Origin of the sequence: Paenibacillus ihbetae, from assembly GCF_002741055.1 — a bacterium.
In the GTDB taxonomy this organism is placed as follows: Bacteria; Bacillota; Bacilli; order Paenibacillales; family Paenibacillaceae; genus Paenibacillus_AQ; species Paenibacillus_AQ ihbetae.
This window is the reverse complement of sequence record NZ_CP016809.1, coordinates 6024280-6046167: the sequence shown is the minus strand read 5'-3', so window position 1 is coordinate 6046167 and position 21888 is coordinate 6024280. Positions and strand designations below refer to the sequence as shown.

Annotated in this window: 16 protein-coding genes; 1 reads left to right on the top strand and 15 read right to left on the bottom strand. The window is 52.1% G+C overall.

Features of this window, described 5'->3' with window-relative positions:
* Nucleotides 1-9 precede the first annotated feature (9 nt).
* The 8 genes from BBD41_RS27160 to BBD41_RS27125 form a co-directional block, all read right to left on the bottom strand.
* Nucleotides 10-927, bottom strand: a complete 918-nt coding sequence (locus BBD41_RS27160) for a carbohydrate ABC transporter permease (RefSeq protein WP_099479752.1) — start codon at nt 925-927, stop codon at nt 10-12.
* Nucleotides 924-3482 (bottom strand): DUF5696 domain-containing protein, encoded by a 2559-nt coding sequence (locus tag BBD41_RS27155; protein ID WP_099479751.1) that lies wholly within the window; start codon nt 3480-3482, stop codon nt 924-926. Before BBD41_RS27155 ends, BBD41_RS27160 begins: the two co-directional genes overlap by 4 nt.
* 12 nt (nt 3483-3494) lie before the next feature.
* On the bottom strand, nt 3495-4121 hold the full coding sequence (locus tag BBD41_RS27150; protein WP_007130191.1) for a Yip1 family protein: 627 nt from the start codon (nt 4119-4121) through the stop codon (nt 3495-3497).
* Nucleotides 4118-5578: an NHL repeat-containing protein gene (locus BBD41_RS27145; protein WP_099479748.1), complete on the bottom strand. Its 1461-nt coding sequence runs from the start codon at nt 5576-5578 to the stop codon at nt 4118-4120. The genes BBD41_RS27150 and BBD41_RS27145 overlap by 4 nt, the downstream gene beginning before the upstream one ends.
* A 17-nt stretch (nt 5579-5595) precedes the next feature.
* The gene (locus BBD41_RS27140; RefSeq protein WP_181469880.1) at nt 5596-6459 is read right to left on the bottom strand and encodes a carbohydrate ABC transporter permease; all 864 of its coding nucleotides are present in this window, start codon (nt 6457-6459) and stop codon (nt 5596-5598) included.
* Nucleotides 6460-6473: 14 nt separating this feature from the next.
* The gene (locus BBD41_RS27135; RefSeq protein ID WP_099479745.1) at nt 6474-7433 is read right to left on the bottom strand and encodes a carbohydrate ABC transporter permease; all 960 of its coding nucleotides are present in this window, start codon (nt 7431-7433) and stop codon (nt 6474-6476) included.
* 20 nt (nt 7434-7453) lie between these two features.
* Nucleotides 7454-10345 carry an extracellular solute-binding protein gene (locus BBD41_RS27130; RefSeq protein WP_099479743.1) on the bottom strand — a complete coding sequence of 964 codons (2892 nt, stop codon included), beginning with the start codon at nt 10343-10345 and terminating at the stop codon, nt 7454-7456.
* Nucleotides 10346-10442: 97 nt separating this feature from the next.
* Nucleotides 10443-11840: an ABC transporter substrate-binding protein gene (locus BBD41_RS27125; RefSeq protein ID WP_099479741.1), complete on the bottom strand. Its 1398-nt coding sequence runs from the start codon at nt 11838-11840 to the stop codon at nt 10443-10445.
* A gap of 295 nt (nt 11841-12135) precedes the next feature.
* Here BBD41_RS27125 and BBD41_RS27120 point away from each other — a divergent pair, with 295 nt between their 5' ends.
* A complete protein-coding gene (locus BBD41_RS27120) occupies nt 12136-12831 on the top strand; it encodes a response regulator transcription factor (protein ID WP_099479740.1) in 696 nt (231 codons plus the stop codon).
* Between the two features lie 74 nt (nt 12832-12905).
* Here the strand turns inward: BBD41_RS27120 and BBD41_RS27115 are convergent, their stop codons facing one another.
* The 7 genes from BBD41_RS27115 to BBD41_RS27085 all read right to left on the bottom strand — a co-directional run bounded on the left by BBD41_RS27115 (nt 12906) and on the right by BBD41_RS27085 (nt 21866).
* Complete coding sequence (locus tag BBD41_RS27115; protein WP_237087130.1) at nt 12906-14549, bottom strand: response regulator transcription factor; 1644 nt, start codon at nt 14547-14549, stop codon at nt 12906-12908.
* A 1-nt stretch (nt 14550) separates the two neighbouring features.
* Nucleotides 14551-16302 carry a sensor histidine kinase gene (locus BBD41_RS27110; protein WP_099479736.1) on the bottom strand — a complete coding sequence of 584 codons (1752 nt, stop codon included), beginning with the start codon at nt 16300-16302 and terminating at the stop codon, nt 14551-14553.
* A 97-nt stretch (nt 16303-16399) separates the two neighbouring features.
* Nucleotides 16400-17320 carry a carbohydrate ABC transporter permease gene (locus BBD41_RS27105; RefSeq protein WP_007130200.1) on the bottom strand — a complete coding sequence of 307 codons (921 nt, stop codon included), beginning with the start codon at nt 17318-17320 and terminating at the stop codon, nt 16400-16402.
* 12 nt (nt 17321-17332) lie between these two features.
* The gene (locus BBD41_RS27100) at nt 17333-18232 is read right to left on the bottom strand and encodes an ABC transporter permease (RefSeq protein WP_028404878.1); all 900 of its coding nucleotides are present in this window, start codon (nt 18230-18232) and stop codon (nt 17333-17335) included.
* Nucleotides 18233-18301: 69 nt separating this feature from the next.
* On the bottom strand, nt 18302-20011 hold the full coding sequence (locus tag BBD41_RS27095) for an extracellular solute-binding protein (protein ID WP_099479733.1): 1710 nt from the start codon (nt 20009-20011) through the stop codon (nt 18302-18304).
* Between the two features lie 278 nt (nt 20012-20289).
* Nucleotides 20290-21081 (bottom strand): sulfite exporter TauE/SafE family protein, encoded by a 792-nt coding sequence (locus tag BBD41_RS27090; protein ID WP_077566739.1) that lies wholly within the window; start codon nt 21079-21081, stop codon nt 20290-20292.
* A 17-nt stretch (nt 21082-21098) separates the two neighbouring features.
* Complete coding sequence (locus tag BBD41_RS27085; protein ID WP_099479732.1) at nt 21099-21866, bottom strand: spermidine synthase; 768 nt, start codon at nt 21864-21866, stop codon at nt 21099-21101.
* Nucleotides 21867-21888: the final 22 nt, after the last annotated feature.

The following is a 21888-nucleotide window of genomic DNA, read 5'->3' as shown; positions in this document are numbered from 1 at the left end:
CACCTTCTTCTATTCATGGTAAAAGACCTTCCTGGATACAAAGTACGTGCTGATCAACAGGATGATGGAGATGGCCAGGAAGTAAATCCAGGCCATCGCTGAGCTAAGGCCGAAATCGAATTGGACGAAGCCCGTGGTCTTGATTAAGTCTGTCAGCTCATTTCGGGAGAACGAGTCGATAATCGTATAGATCATGTTGACCAGAATCAGCGGGCTGACCATCGGAAACGTGATTTTCCAGAAGGCTTCATAACCCGTAGCTCCTTCCATCTTGGACGCTTCGTACAGCTGGGGGGATATCGTCTGTATGCCTGCCAGGAAAATAAGGATCTGCACGCCGGATTGGCTTACGATCTCATAAATACGATCCACGGCTCCCGTTAAATAGTTTACGATCGTCTCGCTTACGCCGGCCTGAAGCATTAATCGCTCAAGTTCAAAGCTTCCCAATGCGTTAATCAGCCCCCTGGAACCGGCATTCTGATCATTGATCGCCTGAACGAGACTGCTGCTTTCCAGGGTCAGAATGACCCCGGAAGCAAGAATGACGGGCAGGAAGAATATCGATCGGGCAAAGGAACGGCCAAGGAACTTCTGATTCAGGACGACGGCCAGAAAGAGACTGAAGATAACGATCAGGGGCACGTTCACCGCCATGTTCACGATCGCCTCGGTCAGCATTCGGTTAAAGCTGGTGTTGACCGTAAAGGCAGTCACGTAATTTTTCATCCCCATAAACGTTATGCCGATTCCTTCGGAATTTGCCGTTACGGTGCTAAAACTGTAAATCAGGGAAGTCAGCAAAGGGATCAGGAAGAAAAAGATAAAACCGAGCAGCCAAGGCGTCACATAAGCAACGCCCCATAATGCCTTCTGTTTCCCATAGCTTCGCTGCTTTCGCCCAAATCGCTGGGTTATGGATTTCATGGCGCTTCACCACCCGTCACATAGCTTTCGGCTTCAATGGTTACGCCGTCTATCGTCACCGGCGCACGATTGTAATTCACGATGACGTAAACGCCGCTCTCGTATGTCGTCTTGAACACGCCGTCAGCCAATTCGTCATGCCCGACGATCCGCTCATGGCGAACCTTTTTCAGAAATGCATTGACTTCCTCATAGATGCGGGCGGCCTCGTCGATCCATAACGCGTAATTGGCAGAGAACAGTTCGTTATGCTCCGTGTCCTTTATTTTGTGATTAGGTTCATAGAACCATTGAAAATACACGCCAGCACCGTACTCCAAACACTTCAAAATATAAGGTTTGGCGTCGGTATACGCCGACAGGTTGTAAGGCGCACCCGTGTAATCGATATGCCCGCGGACAACCATTTGATAGAACGGAATTTCCGCGTCTTCGATTTTAAAGCTGCTGCTAGACATGGGCGCATGGGTGATATCGGTTAAGAAAGGCAGCGCATAAGCGTTTCCTCCGTCAGCCATGACCTGAGGATTGGCATCTGAAACCTTGTTCAGCGCATCCAGAGACAACTGCTCGGACTCCGTACGGTCAATTTGACGATGCTTGCGAAAATCGCTGTCCAGCTCGGCGGCAAGATCACTCAGCGAAACGCCAATTGCGCCGTATTTTCCATAATCCTTTAAGAAAGCTTCCGTGTAGCTACCTATGAACCGCGGCGATATGACATAGGCAGGCGAACCGGTCCGATCCCCCCGGTTCAGCGCCGGATTGAAGGAATAGATCTCTGCGGGGATGCCTCGCAGCGTTCTGGACGCCTCCTTCGCCTCGTTGAACCCGGAACCGGACAACGCGGTAAGGATAGCGACATCCGGATACAGCTTTACCCCATTCTCGTTCGCATAGGAGAGCAGACGCCGAAGTCCCTTCTCTCCCCCTACCTGTTGATCAACGGAGACGCTGCCTGGAACCTCATGAGCCAGCCCATTGTTGAACCAGCCGCTATATTTCAATTTGATGTCATGGATGCCTCGCTTGCCCATCTCTGTCAGAATACTTTGCGCTTGTTCGAACGTTGTGAGCGGCTCCAGCGCCCGATACGGAATTCCTGCAAAATGCTTTTTCTTATAAATGCTTCCTACGAGCTGAAGGTAGAACGGCATATTCTCCTCATTCCTCTCGGCAATTGCCGGGAGGCCTCCCTGTTGCTCCAAGTAATTCCTGTAATAGGCGGCGAGTCCCGGATAGGAAGCCGACTGCTTGCCCACGAACGCATACCGGACCGAAAAATCGCTTCGCATCGGATTCTCCTGGAACTTCGGGAGCGAGCGCTGCTGGCCGTTCGCATCCAGGCTTAAGTCGCCTTTGTTGATTACCGTGAACGTAGGGTAGACGTAATTATAGCTGTTAAGCCTGCCGCTGACGTCGGCATTGATCGTCGCGGCCGGAGCCCCTTCCTCGATGATGCCGATAAATGCCCCGCCTTCACGGATGATGCCGAACACCGGCAGCCTGACGTCCTGGCTGCTGTCCGCCGTTTCGATTCCGCTCATCGTTCGGTCCATTCCGTACACGCTCTGCTGGTAGGAAGGGTACCGCGTCTTGCCGTTATTAAAATGGATCAGCGCTCCCGATCCGTCCGGAACGAGGATTGAGCCCTTATCCTCCGCCCCCCCTGCACCGAAGAAGCTCAGGAACGAGATCGTGTTCACCGGATATTCAGCGGGGAAATCAATGCTGGAAACCGGAAGCTTGGCGATCAGACTGTCGCCGTCCAGCGTATATTCGATCGAGGCGTGAAATACCCGCGGTTCAGGCTTGGTCTGATCCAAATGGTTCTCCTCGATGTCCACCAGCAAATCGTCCTCGGTATATCCGGCATCCTCAAAGGCTTTAAGCGCACGCTCCAGCTGCAGACCTTTGAGAGCGCCGTCGGACCGGACATACACCCCTTGCTCGGCATCTTCCGTGTACGCGATTTTCAGCGTTCGCTGGCCGGCGCTGTCCAGCTTGCTTAACAGGTTCTGTTCAAAGCGGGACTTGCTGATCTTCTTGGGCATGTCGTCAATCGTTTTTTTGTCCGTGCCGAACCGGTAGTTAACGCGAACGCCGTTTGGGATTTCCTCCATGCCGATTTGCTTGTAAGCCGCGCTGTCGGCGTGCGAATTGACCGAATTTATCTGTCCGAAGCTGTTATAAAAGTCAAGCTTCAACTGAGAGGACAACAAGCTTTTGTTCACGCCCGCGGCCAGCGGATCCGACTGATGGCCGGGGGGATTGCTGTGCCAAATTTCGCCGCTTGCCTTATGCACGACGGCGATCGCCCCCGTCTGATCGTCCGCCAGCAGCTGGAGCTGATCGTTCTCGGCAATGCCTTTCATGCCTTTGACGCTCGGGTTGACGAACGATGACTTAAGGGCTGCTCCCGGCGTGAAGCTGTTGGCGGGCCCGTTGCCTTCATCGCCAGCTGCCTTTTCCGGTCCTTTATCCGTACAACCGGCCATAATCAGCGCTGTCAGCACACTGGCAGCAAGCAGCATGTATTTAGCGAAATTGCCCATCCTTCCTCCTCCTTAAGTTCTCATGACCAATTCTTGATAGATGACGGAAATAAAGGCCACGATCTGTTGGACCAAGCTGAAAAACAGCAAACTGATAAAAGCCATAAACCCCATGGCGACCAGGGTCAGCATCATAATTCCGATCGTTTTGGACGGGGAAAACTGATGCACCGTCATATTGCCGACAAACAGCAGATAAACGAACCAGAGAACCGCAACGGAGTTTGAAAAATAATAGAATGCGGTCTCTTGCAGCGACACGAGATTGCTGAGCCAGATCCATGGAAACTGTATGATCACGAGCGGCAGGAGCGCGAAGCAGGTCGACGTAAAAATTTCGACGAATTTGCCCTCGCCGTCCATCAAGGTCGTAAGCGACCAGTTAGCCACGCACCAGAACAAGATCGGCACGATCACATATACGATTTCCATGACGCTGTTCATGCTCTCGGGATTGTACACATGGACTAGAAAACCGCTGTACTGGCTCCCCAAAATGTTCGTAACGGCAACCAGAAACAATACGCAAAACGAGATGATCAACGTGAATTTTCGATTGCGATCGTATTTCAGGTCCCAATAGCCCTCAAAGGGATGAACCATGAGATTTAGGGGAAACCGAATCCATTCCCTGCTCATGCGGAAGCCCCCTTTCTTCGTTCCTTCACTTTCCGAAGCCTGGATGCGGCAAATATCCCGATTCCGGCCAAGAACAGCATGGTCATGATCAACGGAAAATGTTCCCTCATGACCGCTTTGCGGTATAGCAGGAATGCTTTCGAATAGTTTTTCTGATCCAAGCTGCGTTTGAAATGCATCATGGCACCCTTATAATCGCCTTGACGAAGCAAGGCTTTGCCGATCCCCGCATAGGCGAAATCCAGATTGGCATTCATGGCGATCGTTCGATTAAACAACGCAAAAGCGGTCTCTTCCTCGCCACGATAATAGCTTTTGACGGCTTCATTCAGCGTTCGACCGTATTCGGTCGTTCGGAAGACGGTAATTTCGCCAAGCGCTTTATCCAATACAAGAAAATCCTCGCCGATTCGGTCGATGGCGGCCGGCGTATGAAATTGGCCCATTTGGTTCCCCAGCCCGCCGAACACGTACATCAGATGTCCGTCCCCGTTGTAAGTGAACACCCGTCCCCGCTTGCCATCGAGAATGGAGTAAATCTCGCTGTCGGTAACATCGATGTCGATCAGCTTAGAAGGACCTTCGCTGCTGAGGTAAAGAATGTCGCCCTGCGGGTCGGAATACCCCGTTCTTCTTAAAATATCGCTGCCTTGCGCATTAAGCTTCTTAATGTTATTTCCCCACTGGTCCCCGTTCGTGGCATAGATGAACCCTTCCGAGTCAATATCCAGATTCGTAAACTCCGTAGGCGTAAACATGACCATCTGACTGCGCTGCGCCTTGGTCGAGATTTGCTTCCAGAAATATTCGATCGGATCGATATAAACGCGATTCGCGCCGATGAAGGTAGTAAACGCCCCTTCGGCATCGAATTCCATGAACCCGTCAAACACGCCGGCAGCCATGACGTAAATTCGCTGCGCATGGTCCATGACGACCCGGACGGGTTCGAATTTAAAGGAATCCTGCAGTAGCTCCGACTCCGGCGAATCGATGATCTTGATCAGTTGAAACTCCGAATCCAAGTGAACCACCCGTTTGTTTCCTGTGTCCGCTACGAGCACCTCACCGTCATCAGTCACGAAGATTCCTTGCGGTTGTAGGAATGTATCCGGCTCGCCCTCTCTTGTGAAGGAATCCACGGTGGTTACCAGCTTTAAATCATGGTCCAGCACAACGATCCGATTGTTGCCGGAATCCAGCACGTATACGCGATTGTCGGCGGTGACGTGAAGATCGCTCGGCTCTTGGAAAGCTCCCGTCCCCAGATCCGAGCCGCTTATCAATTCAGTCGCTACATAAGCGGCCGGCGCTGCCGCAGCATCGCCCCAATAGGAATAAATATAGGAGTCCGAGGCGCTCTCGGCGCTTACGTTCCCCGCTCCTGCCCCAACCCCCAATAAGCAGCAGATCATGATGAGGAGAGGCGTTTTCAGTTTGCGCAAGCTGTTCATCAATCTGACATGCCTCCTTTCTAGTCCTTCATCCCTGAAGTGGCCATCGTCTGCATGACACTGCTCTGGGAGATGATAAAGAGCGTAATGGGAACGATCATCAGGAGCAGTGCAACGGCCGCGCCGACGCCGGCTCTTGCGATTCCGCCCTCCGTGATCTGTCCGAGCGCGAAGTGTAACGTCTTCAGATGCTCGCTGTAAATGAAGCTGCCCCCATCGCTGCCCCAAAGCGCCGGAAATTGTAAAATCATCAGCGTCAGCCAGGCAGGCTTCACGTTCGGCATCACAATGGACCAGTAAATCCGATATTCGCTGGCCCCGTCGATTTTGGCTGCCTCAAGCAGGGCATCGGGAATCTGCTCCATGAATTGCTTCATCAGAAACAGCCCGAGCGGAAATGCCAAGGAAGGCACGATGATGGAGGCATGCGTATTGATCCAACCCAGCCAAGACATGACCATATAGTTGGGAATCGCCGTAACATGGGGCGAAAACATCAAGGCGAGCACCACAATGGAAAACAGCGCCCTTGAGCCGGGAAACCGGTATTTGGCCAGCGGATAGGCTGCTGCAGACGCCAGCAGGATATGTCCGGCCGTGCCAATGATGGTGATCAACAGCGTGTTTGCGAAATAACGCGATAAGGGCACCCACGAATTCCCCATTAACACCATCAAATCCAGGAAATTATCCATCGTCGGATTGTTCACGAAGAACCGCGGAGGGAATATGAACAATTCGTCCAGCGGCTTGAATGCGTTGTTCACCGCGTAAATCAAGGGCAATGCCATGAAGGCTCCGAACAAGGCGAGCAGCGCAAACAGCAAAATGCTAACGGGCAAAGAACGGTTCAGCGTTCTCGGCAGCCGGAAATATCGAATCATTTTCGCAGCCAACGTTACTCACCTATCTTTCTCAACATTTTTTGCGTTAATTTGTTGGTCCCGACCATCAGCAAGAACAGGAACGTCGCAATGGCCGATGCGTAGCCGAGTTCGAAGCGGATCGTGCCGAAGTCCATCAGATGGGTAACAATGGTGTGCGCCGCATAGTTAACGCTCGGAAACCCGGCGAGCGCGATCGAGATATCCGCGACCGCGAATGCGGTTGTGATCTGCATCACGGCCCCGAACATCAGCTGCGGCCTCATGGACGGCAGCGTAATATACCAGAGCTCCTGCCAGCGATTCTTGATGCCGTCCATCGCCCCCGCTTCGATCAGCGACTTGTCGATCGTTTGCAGGCCGGCGATAAACGCCAAAAAGCTGGTGCCCAGGCTCAGCCAAAGCTGCACGATAATCACGATCCATAGAATATAGTTTTCATTCAGGAGCCATTGAATCGGTTCCAGGATAAAGCCGGCCTTCATCAGAAACCCGTTTAAATACCCATAGCTGTCACCGGAGAAGATGATGAGCCAAATGAAGTAAACGTTGCCCGATATCGAAGGCGCATAAAAGACCAACGTCATGAACGCCCGCACTTTGGGCGACAATTCATTAATGATCCATGCGAATACAAAACAGGCGATATAACTGACGGGACCGGTAATGACGGCGAACATCAGCGTATTCTTCAAGGCGATCATAAAGATATCATCATTCAGAAACAGCCTCGAATAATTTTGCCAACCGACGAACCTCGGAAATTCCAGCATGTTGAAATAGAAGAAACTTAGGGCAAAGGAAAAAACCACTGGAATGACCGTAAACAGAAAGAAAATAATCATATACGGACTCATCAGCAAATAATAGTGCTTGCTGCGCTTCAACTCTTTTATGAAAGAGACCCAACGGCTGTTCTTCTGCACATTCGCTTTGGGGCTCTTTACGGTTTGAATTACTGGTTCTCCTTGCATTGACTACCGCACCTCCCCTGTTAATATGGCAAATTGAACTCCTTCCGCTTGATCTCGATTTCATCGTTAATGTACAAAATATAATCGGATAAGGCTTCGCGCGGATTTTCGCTGGCATTTACCACTTTCCTGAAAGCATTGTCCAAATGCCGGCCCGTGAAATATCCTCCGGGCACCTGCGGAATGCCTCGTACCCACCGCCATTGGTTATCCAAATTCCGATAATCCTTCACCGGCCATGGCAGCTCCTCCAGCGCTTCGATGTTGGCCGTCGGATAGCGGGCAGCCTCTCCCATCAAGCCTTCCATCTCTCGGCCATACGCAATTTGCGTCTCCTTGTCGGTCCACCACTTCAGAAATTCCCAAGCGGCCGCTTTGCTCTTCGAATTTTGAAGCAGCATGACGGCGGTCGTATGGCTGGCAACCTCGTGGTTCACGGTGCCGTCCTCGCGTTCAGTCCCCGGCACAATCGTGAAATCCCACAGCCCCTTAATCTCGGGGGCCATGACCGTCAGCATGTTGTACGTCGTGTAATCCGCAATCCCGATCGGCATTTCCCCGGTCCGGAAACGGTTCGGGAAATCCGCTTGCAGCGGGAACTTGTAGCTGGTATAGAACTGCGTCCACTTCTTGAATGCCTCCATGGAGATATCCGAGTCGAGTGCACTCTTCGTATCGTTATCGCGGTAAAACTGCCCGCCGTTCTGGTACAGCAGCATGGCGAACGTCGCATTCGGGACCAGGCTTGCGTTGGTGGCTTCCAGCGGCAAATAAAATTGCATGTTGTGCTTCTGAAGCACGGAAATCATGTCATAGATTTCTTGCCAGGTCGCGGGCGGCTTCAAGCCGAGTTCCTCCAAAACATCCTTGCGATAGAACAACATCGGGAAGGTCTGCTGTTCAGGCAAGGCGTACACCCCGCCGTTATATTTGTACGGCTCCAGCCCGCTGTCGCGGAATCGGGTGACCACCTCTTCGAAATCATCGAATTTCGTTAAATCGGCTGCAGCCCCCCTCATCGCGTAGTTGACCGGCACGTCCTCGCCGATTTGCATGGCGACATCCGGACCTTCACCGGCAAGCGTGGCTGGCAGAAGGATGTTTCCCGGAACAAGCCGGAGATGCACCGGAATACCCGACTCAGGCGTAAACGTGTCGTCGATCAATGCTTTCAGTACTTGCGCCTGATCGCGTCCGGTCGTTATCCACACGGTAATGGCATCCTCTTCATCGCCGGCGTTCCCGATGGTGTCATAATCTTCCGTATACGAAGCTGCGTAAGCGCCTAACTCATGGCCCGCGACCTCGAAAAACGACGCGTCCGGTTTGGGCAGCTTGCGATCCGGCGAATGAACGATCAGATAATCAAGCGAGATGGGCTGCTCTTTTATCTGCAGCATCCAGGTTCCGAGACCGCCCACATTCACCTTATACGTGTCCAAGCGCTTGGCGACGGTTTCGGGATTTTCGGCGAGCTCGTTCAGCTGGTGCACCATTGAATGCAGAACGGCCACCTTGTCGCTTCGCTCGCCTGTCGCTTCTTCCAGGTAATCGGCCACGCTTTGAATGATTTCGGCCTGCTCGGTGAACACCTCCACCATATCCGGAATCCGCTTCTCCAATTGATAATCCCGGAACGGATCCGGCGTATTGGAGGTGATCATTAGTATTTTGCGGTACATTTCGTTCAGTTCCAGCACGCTGGATTCAATCGTCTGCAAGAGCGGCGCGATCTCGCCGAGAGACACCATCATTCGGATCCGATGCGTCCCTTTGGTGAAATGGAATAAATAAGGTTCTTCTTCGCCCAGCACATTCATTTGCCAATCGCGGTCATAATGAAAGCGGATTCGTTTCATTTCCTCAAAGGGAAACTCCCCGTCGATCATAAGGCTTCGTGTGGCAAATACGCCCCGGAGCTGGTCCTGCTTCTGCTTCAAGGCGATTTGGTACAAACCGTCTTCTTCCACCTCGAACTCCCATTCGATCCATTGCCCCGGCAGCTTCCAGTTAACGCCTCCGATGGTGTTGATTCTGATTTTGGAAACGTCGTACGGCTCAACGGTCGGGCTGGATCTGTCGGATGTAGGATACAAGGTCGGCGACGATTTCCGCTTGGCATCCTCCGCCTGAATCAGAATGTACTGATCCCGGGTCGGCTCCAAGCCCCCGGACTCATATTCATTCGCCAGCTCCTCGTATGTTTTCAAGGCATGATCCTGGTACAGCTCGATATAATCAATCGCCATCGGCTCCCGCAAGGACGTTAGCGTAAGCTTCTGCTTGCCCTTGTCAAAATAAAAGGAATACGGCTCATCATAGTAGCCGTACCGATCGGAGAGCGGCGCAAGCTGCCAGGAAGGCTGCTCGATCTGCCTTGGCCGCAGATCGTTTCCGCGGTTATCCTGCCTGATTTCCTCGTCCCGGTTTCCCCATACTCTGTCGAATAGCACGATATCCGCTCCCTTGAAGGGCACCTTGTCATTGATAGAGAATTGCCTTTCGATCGCCGAGCTCTTCCCTTCAATCGGATAATATCGGATCCGGACATGGTATAAGCCCGGTTCTTCCACGTTCACGTCCCATGAGATGGAGCCAACCTCTGGCGTGATCACGGATTTCCCTTCGGAGCCGTGTAATTTCTCCGCGATCTCGAATCCCTCCCCGGAGGTTGATACAAAGGACTCGCCTTCGATGCGGACGATGCGGTCCGGGCGGCTCGCCGATGCATGAGCGTCTAAATACTGGCTGTACCCGTCCTGCCCCTCCGTTTCTATGACCGCTTCAAAGTCGGAGATCGCTTGAACGAAGCCTTGGTTTGTCGATTTCGAAGGGTAGAAGGCCCATAGAGACAAAAAAAATAGGACGATGACAAGTATGGCGCTACCGAAACGCTTCTTCCTGGTGTTCAATTTCTCTCCCTCCCATACGGTTAATCCATCCAATGACAGTCCCTGCCGCAGCAATGCGCTGCGCAGGGACGATCGGTTCTTCGGCTAATGTTCAAGGTTACTTACCATATACTTCGTCGATAGCCGCTTGGAACGTTGACTTGTATTTCTCAACAACGGTGGAAACGGATATTCCTTCATTCAGCTCGCCGACGAAATCGTAGTACTTCAAATTCGGGAATGTATGGTGGTCAAGAATCATCATGTTTGGCGCCACCATTTTGGCGTTATTCAAGTCGTCTTCGCTCGAGAATAGCGTTTCGTACGAGGCTTGGTCCGGATAGTCGTATACGGAATCAATGTCGTTGATTTTCTCCCAGATATAAAGCAGCTGTTCCGGATTTTCGACCGCTTTCGGAATGGTAAGCGCCTGGAAGAGTGCTTCGGCAGAGTGGTACTCCGTTGCGTTCGGCCCTTTCGGAAAAGGTACGAAACCGATGTCGTAATCCGGCATATCCGTCTGCATGCCGCTCAACTCATGGAGGGCACCGGCGTACATTAATGTATTGCCTTGACGGAAAAATTGGCCTGGCTCCGTCCAATCGCCGCCCTCGGTCGGTCTTGCTATTTTCTCGGTAGCAATTCGGGATATGAAATTAAGTGCATCCAGTGTTGCAGGATCATCGAGATTTTGCTTATCTTCTTTGGTCAGACCCGTATTGTTGGAATACAATGCATGATCCATAAGCGAGGAGTTTGCTAGCCCCCAAGTGTCCAGCTTGCCATCGTTGTTCGTATCTTTGTTGGCTTCTTTAGCCACTTGTATGAATGTTTCCCAATTCCAGTTATCTTCGTTCACGTACTCTTGAAGCGGCTTTAATCCAAGCTGGTTCATAAGTGTACGATTGTAAAAGATGCCTTGAACCAGATTTGCTTGATTTTCGGTGAATCCGTATCCCCTGCCTTCATACGTGTAGTATTCGTTTGTAACCTTTTGGTTAAAGGCAACGGGATTTTTGGTGTATTCGTCAATCGGCCAGAGCAGATCCTGTTTAACCAAAGTAGGCACCGTATAGGTTTTTCCAAGGCGAACGATATCGCCGATCGGCTCACCAGCGAGCAGGGAAGCGGTAACTTTCTCTTGGTACTCGCCGTAGTCGATGGCCACGTACTCCACTTTAAAATTATGCTTTTTCATCAGGTCTTCAAGGTTCTTCTTGCGCTGAATATTGTCCGGGGTATCCTCCGGAATCGTCATATCCCACCAAGAAACAACCTTAATCGTCTTACCGCCTAAATCGAAATCCATTTCCGGCGTTCTGTAAACTTCCTCTTCCTCCTCGCCGTTGTTCCCCGTCTCGCCAGGTTCCTTCGACGTCTCGTTTTCAGTGCCGCTATTCGTCTCCGATTCCACGGTTTCTTGGGTGCCGCTGCTTGGGTTACCCGAGCCACCGCTGCAGGCTGCAAGCAGCAGAACCAATCCTAATAACAGAACCATTAATTTGCGAACACGCATCTTTAATCCCCCTCAACGTTTGATGTTTGGTCCAGATTCATCCAAAGTTTAGCGCTTACATTTCCATGCAACAACCTGGGGAAATCGGGATATTCTACCCCTGAAACGCTAGAAGGCAGTCTCCTGCAACGGCTTGTCCGCCGATCTTTTTCAACCCAAGCTTTGCAAGAAGTAAAGAACGGTTAGCAATGCAAAGAAAAGCACATTGTGGAAAAGGGGCGCCGGACAACATAATGTAAACGTAACCAATTTAATGGATATTCCGCTTATCGCAATATATGGGGAGGGAGTCATCATGTCTAAGTTACTGTATATCAATCTGGGCTGCTGCTCCGATGATACGCTTCGCCTGCAGGATTGGGGCAAATGCGGGATGAACATGGAAATCTGCGATGATGATTCTGAGGTAACGCTGCATCGGATTGAGAAAAACGGCTATTCACTGGCGGTTATCAACATGAACGGCAGCCCAAAGAAAGGGCTGGAGCTGTGCGGCCGGATCCGGAGGATAAGCCGTTTGCCCATCATTGTTGTCGAGGATACCATGGAATTTGCCTTCATCCGCAAAGCGCTGCAGCTGCAGGTAAGCGATTACGTACCCAGCACGTTGCCGGCTGAAGAACTGGTGAAAAGCGTAGCTGCTGTTAACGCGAACCAACGCCGCACTGAGGATGACGTCATTCACAGGGTCAAGGAATATGTGGGGAAAAAGCTGCACGAAAATATTACGCTCAAAGACATTTCAAGCAAATTCCATTTCAACCGCTCCTATCTTGGCCAAAAGTTCAAAAACCATGAAAATATGAGCTTTAACGAATATTTGTTCATTCAGCGCATGGAAAGAGCGAAAATGCTGCTGGAGCAAACGGATCTGAAGATTTACGAAATTGCGAATGAGGTGGGCTATACCGAAATCGACTGGTTTTATAAGCGATTTAAATCCTATACCGGCGTAAGCGCGAACGAATATCGTAAGATGGTCGCCTCCTAATCTGCCTGCCCAATGCAAATAAGTCCTTGGGTTATCCAAGGACTGCTGCCTGACCATACGCCTGGTCGCTGCGCTTATTGCGCTCCATCGCGGCTTAGCCTGACGGTTCGGTATTCCTGCGGCGTCAGGCCGGTCCATTTTTTAAAAAAACGGGTAAACGATTGCGGCATTTCGTATCCGATCAAACCACCGACCTCGGCTATCTTCAGTTCTTCCCTCTTCAGAAGCTCCTTCGCTTTGCGGATCCTGAGTTCGTCCATATAATCCGATAAATTGACGCCCCTTTCCTGCTTAAACAGCCTTGATAAGTAAGATGGATTGAAATGAAATTCATCCGCCAGCCTGACAAGGGACAGATCCTCGCTGAGGTTTTGTTCAATGAATGAACAAATTTTTTCAATGACGCCGGCAGCCCTCTTCTGTTCTCCGCTTTTCCGGAGGGAAAACAAAACGTCAGCAACGCCTTTCAAATAACCGAAGGCTTCCCTCCACGAACGATAGTCTTCCAGCTTCATCAGGCCGAACGAACCGATCTCACGGATTTCCCACCGATTGATGTAAGACAGAAGCACAAGCGCAACCGTATAGCAAAGCTCCGTCATATTGGGATCTCCCCGCTCGAGTTCGTAAGCTGCCGGTTCGGTCAAGTCATCGAACAGCCCCATGAACTCCTCTCTTCTGCCGGCTTCCAAATGGACGGCCAGCGCCTCGAACTTATCGCGCAAGGATCTGTTAAGGATCATAGCGGACGGCGCGGATTCCTCGCTTGGAAACACCTTCTGAACCATCCGCGTTCCGTCACCGGTCCGATCATGCTGGTACCGTCTCATTTTATCGTACATGGCAGGCAGTCCTTCCCAGGCGAATGCCTCACCGCATAGTGTCACGGCAACCGACGCGTCAAGCGATTCCAGGCAGGATTGCTGAACCAGCTCGAACGTTCCCTCCAGAAACATGACCGTCTGTGCGAAAGCGTCCGTCCATTCCGATCCGCTCCACCGCTTGGGCTGGATGAGCCAGATCAGATCCCCGTATCGATCGATGAATCCGATGCTGCTTGTCCGCTCTGCCAGGAAAGCCTCTGCCAGAAACTTAACCGCAAGCGCCGTCTCCCGACGGTCGACATACGTGGGGGATCTCTCCGCGGACCCGCCAGACGTTACGCTGCCCAGCCCGATCAGAATCGGCATGGACGCATCCAAGGGAATTTGCAGACGCCTGAAGTCTTCCTCCAATTCCCGTTCGAAGAGCACGTCGTGGAATAACAAATTTCGAAAATAGTCCCCGTGGGCAAGCGTCTCCAGCGTATCCAGCTGCTCTTTCGACCGCCGGATCAGATCATTCGCCCGCAGCGCCTCTTCCAGTTCCTTGAGCGCTCGCTCGACGGCCGCGATCAATTTCGGGTAGCCTTCGTTTTTGAGCACGTATTGCACGTCCGGCTCTTGAATCGCTTGATAGACATAATTGAAGTCGTTATGCCCTGTCAGGAACACGATTTTGCACTGCGGCCAATTGAGACGTATCGTTTCCATCAGCTCCAGGCCGTCCATGCCTGGCATGCAGATGTCGGATAGTACGACATCGACCCGCGTCCGGTTCAACAGTTCCAGCGCCTCTTGCCCCGAATAGGCTTTGTAGATGTCCAGGTCAAGGTTCAATTTTCCGAAAATATCCGCCAGCCCATCGGTGATAATTTCTTCGTCGTCAACGATCAACATTCTATACACTTGACGGTTCACCTCCATCGCCAAGAAGTATGGTTACGGCAAGCCCCCCAAGCTCGCTACGTTCTGTCCGTAATCCGGCACCCTCCCCGAATGTGATGCGGATCCGGCGATGAATGTTCACCATCCCTGTCGTTTCGGCCTGGTCCTGTTCCTCATACAAGGACTTCCGGATCTGCTCCAGCGCCTCGTCCGTCAACCGGTCTCCGTTATCCTCCACGATGACGCGAGCCTGGCCGTCCGCCCCTTCGAATCGCACCACAATCAAACCATTCTTCGTCTTTTTTTCTAGGCTGTGCTTGAATGCGTTTTCAATGATCGGTTGAACGATCAACCGCGGCACGGGAAGCGGCCGCAGCTCATCCGGCAGCGGATCAAAGCGTACCTGAATCCTTCTCGAAAACCGTAGCTCTTGAATTTCTGCATACATTCTCGCATGATGAACTTCCTGCTCCAATGCAACCAAATCCGATGCATTCCTCGTCACAAATTCGAAATACTCCCCGAGCAGCGTCGTAAACTGTTCGATCCGTTCCGTATCTCCCGTCTTGGCCATCGTATTCAGGATAAAAAAGCTGTTGTATAAAAAGTGCGGGTTGATTTGCGATTGCAGCTGCTTCAGCTCCGCCCGCTGCGTCATGATTTTCTGCTTGTAGACTTGATCGATCAAAGAGCGCAGATTGTCCACCATCTGGTTGAACCTGCCGTATAAGTACCTGAACTCGTCCTTGGATTCATGGGCGATATGGATGCTCAGATCCCCGTGCTCGATCCTTCTGAAGCCTTTAACTAAAGCCAGCATAGGTTTGTGGATGAATTTATAGGTAGACAGCGCAAAAACGCCAAATATCCCCAGCGCGGCTGCGGCAAATCCCCATGCCCATTTATAGAACTTGCTCAGCGGCTTCTGTACGACCTTCTCGGGAATGAAACGATAGATCGACAGCGCTAGCTCCGGCGAGTGCGCCTGCACGGCATAGTACTGGTTCCCGTTTACCGTCAGCCGCGAAGGAGTGTCCTTCAGGAGCCCCGGGATTTCCCGCAGGAAAAGGGGGAGGCTGACGTTAGCCAGCTCCCCTGTCCCGTTCGCGACGGCAACCTTGGCGCTGTCCGACAGGAGCAGCGTTCCGCTGCCGGGGTACGTATTGAATTGAGCGAGCGCTTCCTGCAGCCGCTGCTCGTCCAGCTCGATCTCGACCGTGAACAGCGGCTCTGCCCCTTTGATTCCCCGCTGTTTCATGGCGCCAAGGAACAAGCCTCCGTTCCATTCAATGAGCTGAGAGCCGCTGCCAAAGACGGAACGGATTTCCCTGAAGCGTTCAGTCCTGAATTCACGCACCCCATCGCCGGCTGAAATCGTGCGGCCGATCGCCGCAATATGAACACTGACATCCTTGATATACATGCTGCTGTTCTGAACGGTATACAGCCGCTTGATCAACGAATTCATGTTCTCGGTACGGGCGATCGTCGCCATCGTCTCCCAGGTCAGGACCAGTTCATTCAGGTTATCATCCTCCAGCAGGCTGTACTGCAGCATTTTCATGCGTTCGATTTCGTTTTCCAGATCGGTCAGGTAGAATTCGGATTGCGCCGCGGCCGTCTTGGTAATGTCGGAGCTGGCCGTTTGCACGTTCCAATGGTAAAGATACACGGCAAATAACAGAATCGGCACCATAATGAGCAGAAACGTCACGATCAACCGGAGAAATATCGTATTGCGCAGCGAAAAGTCCCGTCGGAACATCAATGGCATTGCCCCCAGCATTTTTTATTCGATTATAGCCTACATTTCGTCAGGACAGCCAGACTTATGTCGGGCAACATCGACTTGCGCTGTGTCCTTAGCCCTTCACGCTTCCGAGAACGATGCCCTTTACGAAATATTTCTGCAAGAACGGGTATGCCAAAATAATCGGAAGCGAGCCGAGAAAGATCTGCGACGATTTCAATGTCCGATCCGAAATCAGCGCCAAATTCAGCATATCGTCCCTCGACATATTCGACAGGTTTTGCTGGATTACGATCGTTTGAATATAGCTTTGCAGCGGATAATTGGACGGGTCTCCCATCAACAGCAGTCCGTCGAACCAGCTGTTCCAGTGCTCAACCATGGAAAACAAAGCAAGCGTGGCAAGCGCAGGCTTGGATATTGGGACAAATATCGACCACATGGTCCGCCAGTGGCTTGCTCCGTCGATGAGCGCCGCCTCTTCAAGCTCCTTCGGAATTTCCCTGAAAAAATTAAGCAGCAGAACGACGCTGAACACGGGAACCGCGCTCGGCAAAATCAATGCCCATATCGTATCCAGCATGCCGTATTCTTTTATCGTTGAATACCAAGGAATCAGGCCGCCATTAAACAGCATCGTGATGAAAAAGATCCAAGCGTACGCGCTCCGAAGCCGAAAAGAACGTGTCTCTTTCGATAACGGGTAGGCAATCAACACGGTCAGCAGCAAATTAAGCGGAGTCCCCAAACCGATCCGGGTGAGCGACACCAGCATCGAATCCCAAAACTCGTGGCGGCTTGCCGTATACATGTAGGAAGCCAGCGTCACGTCGACAGGCCACAGCTTCACATATCCCGCCGAAGCCGCCGCGCTGGAACTAAAGGAAACCGCAATGATGTGAATCAAAGGAAGAACGCAAATCAGCGAGATCAAAATCAAGAAAATGGCATTGATCAGGGAAAACCACTCAAACCGCCTTTTTTGCCGGATACGGCCCCCTTCAGCCGAAGATGGCACCAATCGTTGCTGCATCGTTTCCCCCCCTTAAAATATCCGGTATTTCGCAAACCGATAAGCCAAAAAGTAGGAGCCCGATATCAGCGTGAGCGATATGACCGATTTAAAAAATCCGACCGCCGTCGCCACCCCGTACTGGGCATCAAGCAAACCGATCCGATAAACGAACGTATCCAGAATGTCTCCGCTTTCGTACACTTGCGGGCTGTATAAATTAAACACCTGATCGAAGCCGGCATTCAGCAGCTGTCCCAGGCTTAACACCGACAACAGGACAATTACCATGCGCATGCCCGGAATCGTGATATGCCATATTTTCCGCCAACGGTTCGCCCCGTCGATCGTTGCCGCCTCGTATAACCCCGGATCGATCCCCGTAATCGCGGCCAAGTACACGATCGTGCCGTACCCGAAGTTTTTCCACACGTCGGAAGCAATGAGCGTGAACGGAAACCATTCGTTATCGCCCAGGAAAAAGATCTTGGGGATGCCAAGCAGGCCGAGAAACCCGTTGACGATGCCTCCCGACGGGGAAAGGATATCGATCAGGATGCCGCCAAGCACGACCCAGGACAGGAAATAAGGCAAGTAAATGGCCGTTTGGACCGATCGCTTGATCACATTGTTTTTGAGTTCGTTCAACAGGACGGCGAACACGATTGGAACAATGAGCCCCAAAATGAGCTTGAAGCTCGAAATAAACAGCGTATTCCATAAAACCTGCGTAAAATTCGGCAGGCTCATCACATACTCGAAATTGTCCCATCCGACCCATTGCTGATCGCCGAAGAGGCCTTTGGCAGGGATAAACCTCTGAAACGCGATCGTGATGCCGGCCATCGGAATGTACGAAAATAAAACGATTAGAATCAATCCCGGCAATATCATCACATGGAGCGGCAGCTCTCTTCGCCATTTCGCTTTCATTCGTGAACCTCCAATTCGTAGGTAACAGGTTCGGAGGGAGTAACGACAAGGTTCTCCCTCCGGCCCGGATTATCGCTTCGCCTGTTCGTACCACTCGTTGACTTCTTGCGTGATTTGATCCCCGCCGAGCTTTTTCCAATCCTCTACGAACCGGTCGAAGGTGTCGATGGATTCGCCTAAAATAATCTTGACGAAAACCTCGTTTTGCATTTTTTCGAGCGTCGTCTTGCGCTCGACCATCGTCGGCGTCGGAGCGCCGACGAATTTTTCCTGCAGGAATTGGTCGTTTTTATCGTATTGGTCGGCGATTCCCATGGAGCCCTGTTCCCCGTATATCCGTTCCCAGCCCCATAGCGCAAAGCCGTCGGATGAGCCCGATTCGTAAGCCTCCAGTTTTTCCTGGATCGTCTTGGCCTCTCCGGTTAACTTCGAGAAGTCGCCGGCCTTGCGCGCCGCATCGATTTCCCGGAATGCATCCACGTTCTTCATGACCGGATACGGCGTGACCGGAGACAGCTGCCACACGCTTTCGGCTTCCGGCGGCGCAAAGTATTTATCGAATTCGGCGGTTTTCCCCCAGTTTTTCTCGAGATGCAGATTGAACATTTTGATGACGGCTTCCGGATGGGCCGCATCCTTCTTGACGGCGAAGAATCGGGTGGTGCTGAATTTGAGCGGCACCTTCGGTGCTTCCCCCGATTCGGATACGATCGGGAACGCTTGCCACTGCGCATTCGGATCGTTATCGCGGTTCAGCTGAAGCGGCCAAATGGAATTCCACTGCTCGCCGTACTCCATACCGATCTTGCCGGCCGAGATTTGCTCCGAAACCTTGCCTCCGTCTTTGATACCGAACTCTTGGTCGATCTGACCGTTTTTGGACATCTCTTGCAAAACCTGAAGCGCCTTTTTCACTTCCGGCTGGATGCTCCCAAAGACGAGCTTGCCGGAGTCATCCTCGATCCAAATGTTAGGGTAGGCATTATAGCCGGCCATAAATCCCTCAAGCCCCATCGCGCCCCCCCATAAATCCTTCGTAACGCCAAGTCCGTACGTATCCTGCACACCATTCCCGTCCGGATCGTTCTCCGTAAACGCTTTCGATATGGCCAGCACGTCAGCCATCGTTTTCGGCGGCGCAAGTCCCAGCTTCTCCAGCCAGTCCGTCCGGATCCAGATGTACATGGAACGCTCGATCGAGGATTCCAGTTGAGGAATTGCCATCAGTTTTCCGTCGAACGTCGCGGCGTCAAAAGCACTCGTCCCTTCTTGAAGCAGCACTTCCTTCGTCATCGGGGAAGCGTACATTTCGTAAAGTTCCGTCATATCCATGATTTGGTCCGAATCCGCCAATTGCTTGAGCTGGGTGGCGTTGACCGGAATCACGTCCGGAAGGTCGCCCGAAGCCAGCGTCACGTTAATTTTCTGCAGGTATTGGTCGGAGGTTGGACTGCCTTTGACCACCCATTTGTACTTGACTTTGATGCCAAGCTCCTGCTCATACAATTGCGTCCATCGATTGTTGTCGATCGTTTCGTCTTTAAGCACGCCCAGCACGTTATTTTCCACGACGTCGCTAAGATCCCTTACGAACGATACCTCGATTGGCGGATCATATTTGCCGAAAGGGCCGTCATTTGCTACGGTGCTTGGATCGGTCTTGGCCGTTTCGTTTGAGCTGCCGCTGCCGGACCCGCTGCCTCCGCAGGCCGAGAGCAGGAGTGACGCCATGAATAATACGGATATCGCTCTCCGCCATACTGAATTCCTTTTTTGCATTTGCATCCCCCGTTCCAATGGATTCAAGATCTGTACTTGGTTACGCTTTCATTATGGAATGGCGTGCATTCCGTTACAACGTTCATCTTTTTACTTTGCTTCTCCTTCATTTACCAACTCCACTCGGCACCTTGATAATTGTCTAGACGTATACAGTTTTCGTGAAAATCCAGCTGATCCCTGATATGTACTTCGCTAAGCATAGAAAAAAAACCAACCAGATCACCCGGTTGGCTGAAACAAAAGTAAATGGGCTCAACGCGATGAACCCGGACGCTCTATCCTTTAAACATCAGCCGGATCGCCACGATGAACAAGCAAACCGACAATATCCGCACGATGACGAGCCCCGGTATTTTGGAGGCAAGCTTGGCACCGATTTGGCCCCCGGCCAGCGCTCCGATCGCAAGCCAAATGAACGTCCCCCATAACACATGGTCGAGCACGACATGAGAGATGGTTCCCACCAGCGAGGAAAGCAAAATTGAAAACATGGACGTTGCGGTGGCGATATGCGGCGGAAAGGCCAGGAACAGGATCATCGTAGGCACCATTACCGAGCCGCCGCCGATGCCGAACAAGCTGGAGATGAAACCGACAAAAAACGCAACCCCCGAGCCGAACCACAAATTGAACGCATAGCGATGCTCAACGCCGGAGGCATCGATGAAGTTTCTTGTCACCGTCGGCCGGAGGAAGCCGCCCCGGCTCTGGGTCGGCTTGAAGTTGATCACAACCGCCATCAGCATCAGGAAGAGTCCAAGCGCTACAAAAAAAACACGGCTCCCCACAATGCTTGTCGTCCAGGCACCCAGCACAGAGCCCGGTATCATGGCTACCGAGAACGCCAGGCCGCTCCGGTAATCAATTCGTTTTTGCCTCGCGTAGGCCCATGTGCTGGAGATCGCACTGACGAACAGAACGGCCATTGATGTGCCCGATATCTGGGACACCGGCATTGTATACATGAGGGCCAGTACCGGCACAATGATAAATCCGCCTCCAAGGCCGGCAATCGCCCCGCTCACCGCGGCCAGCATTCCGACAAGCACCAGCAAAACATATTCCATATGTATTCCATCCCTTCCTACGGACGATCCGTTATCACATAGCCCTGCTCAAGAGTTGCCTCCCGGAAGCCGGCCATATGACGCTCCTGATACAGAATAGGGCGCGCGGCTCCGATGAGAATGATATTTTGAATATCTGTGCGGCGATCGGACAGACGAAATGCCTTCGTATAGGAAAACACCGTATAGAGCGTCGTGTGGATCGCACGGATATAAGGGTCCGTAGTTCCTCGTCCAATCAGGTTCATAATCATAATACCCTGATCACGCAGCCTATCTGCCGCCATCATGAAAAATTCCGCAGAAGCCAGATGCCGCGGCGTTCCTTCCTTCGTAAAGGCATCCACAATAATAACGTCCAAAGTATCCTGAGCTTCCCTCTCCAGCAGCTCGCGCCCATCGCCAATTCTCACGGATTCAGCTTCGCTGCCGAAAAAGGTGCGGGCCAGCTCCGCCACCCGCTTGTCCACCTCGGCTGCCGTTATCCGCCTGTTCGCATAATGGCGGGCGATCGTCCCGATGCCGTGCCCGATCAGGAACATGTCCTCGAAATCCGAATGATTGGCATCGATCAGGTGAATGATCGCTCTCGGGTACTCAAAGACGATCCGCTCCGGATCGTTCAGATCCAGAACGCCCTGCACAGCCTGATCGGAGAATTCAAGCACGCGGAAACGTCCCTTCACCCCGTCTAACTCCTCTGTATCGTATACTTTCAATTCATGAACCTCACTCGTATCATGGAGCAGAATACGCACCTTCTCCACCCCCTTCGCTCCATTCATTCTGACAGGATGATCCTGTATG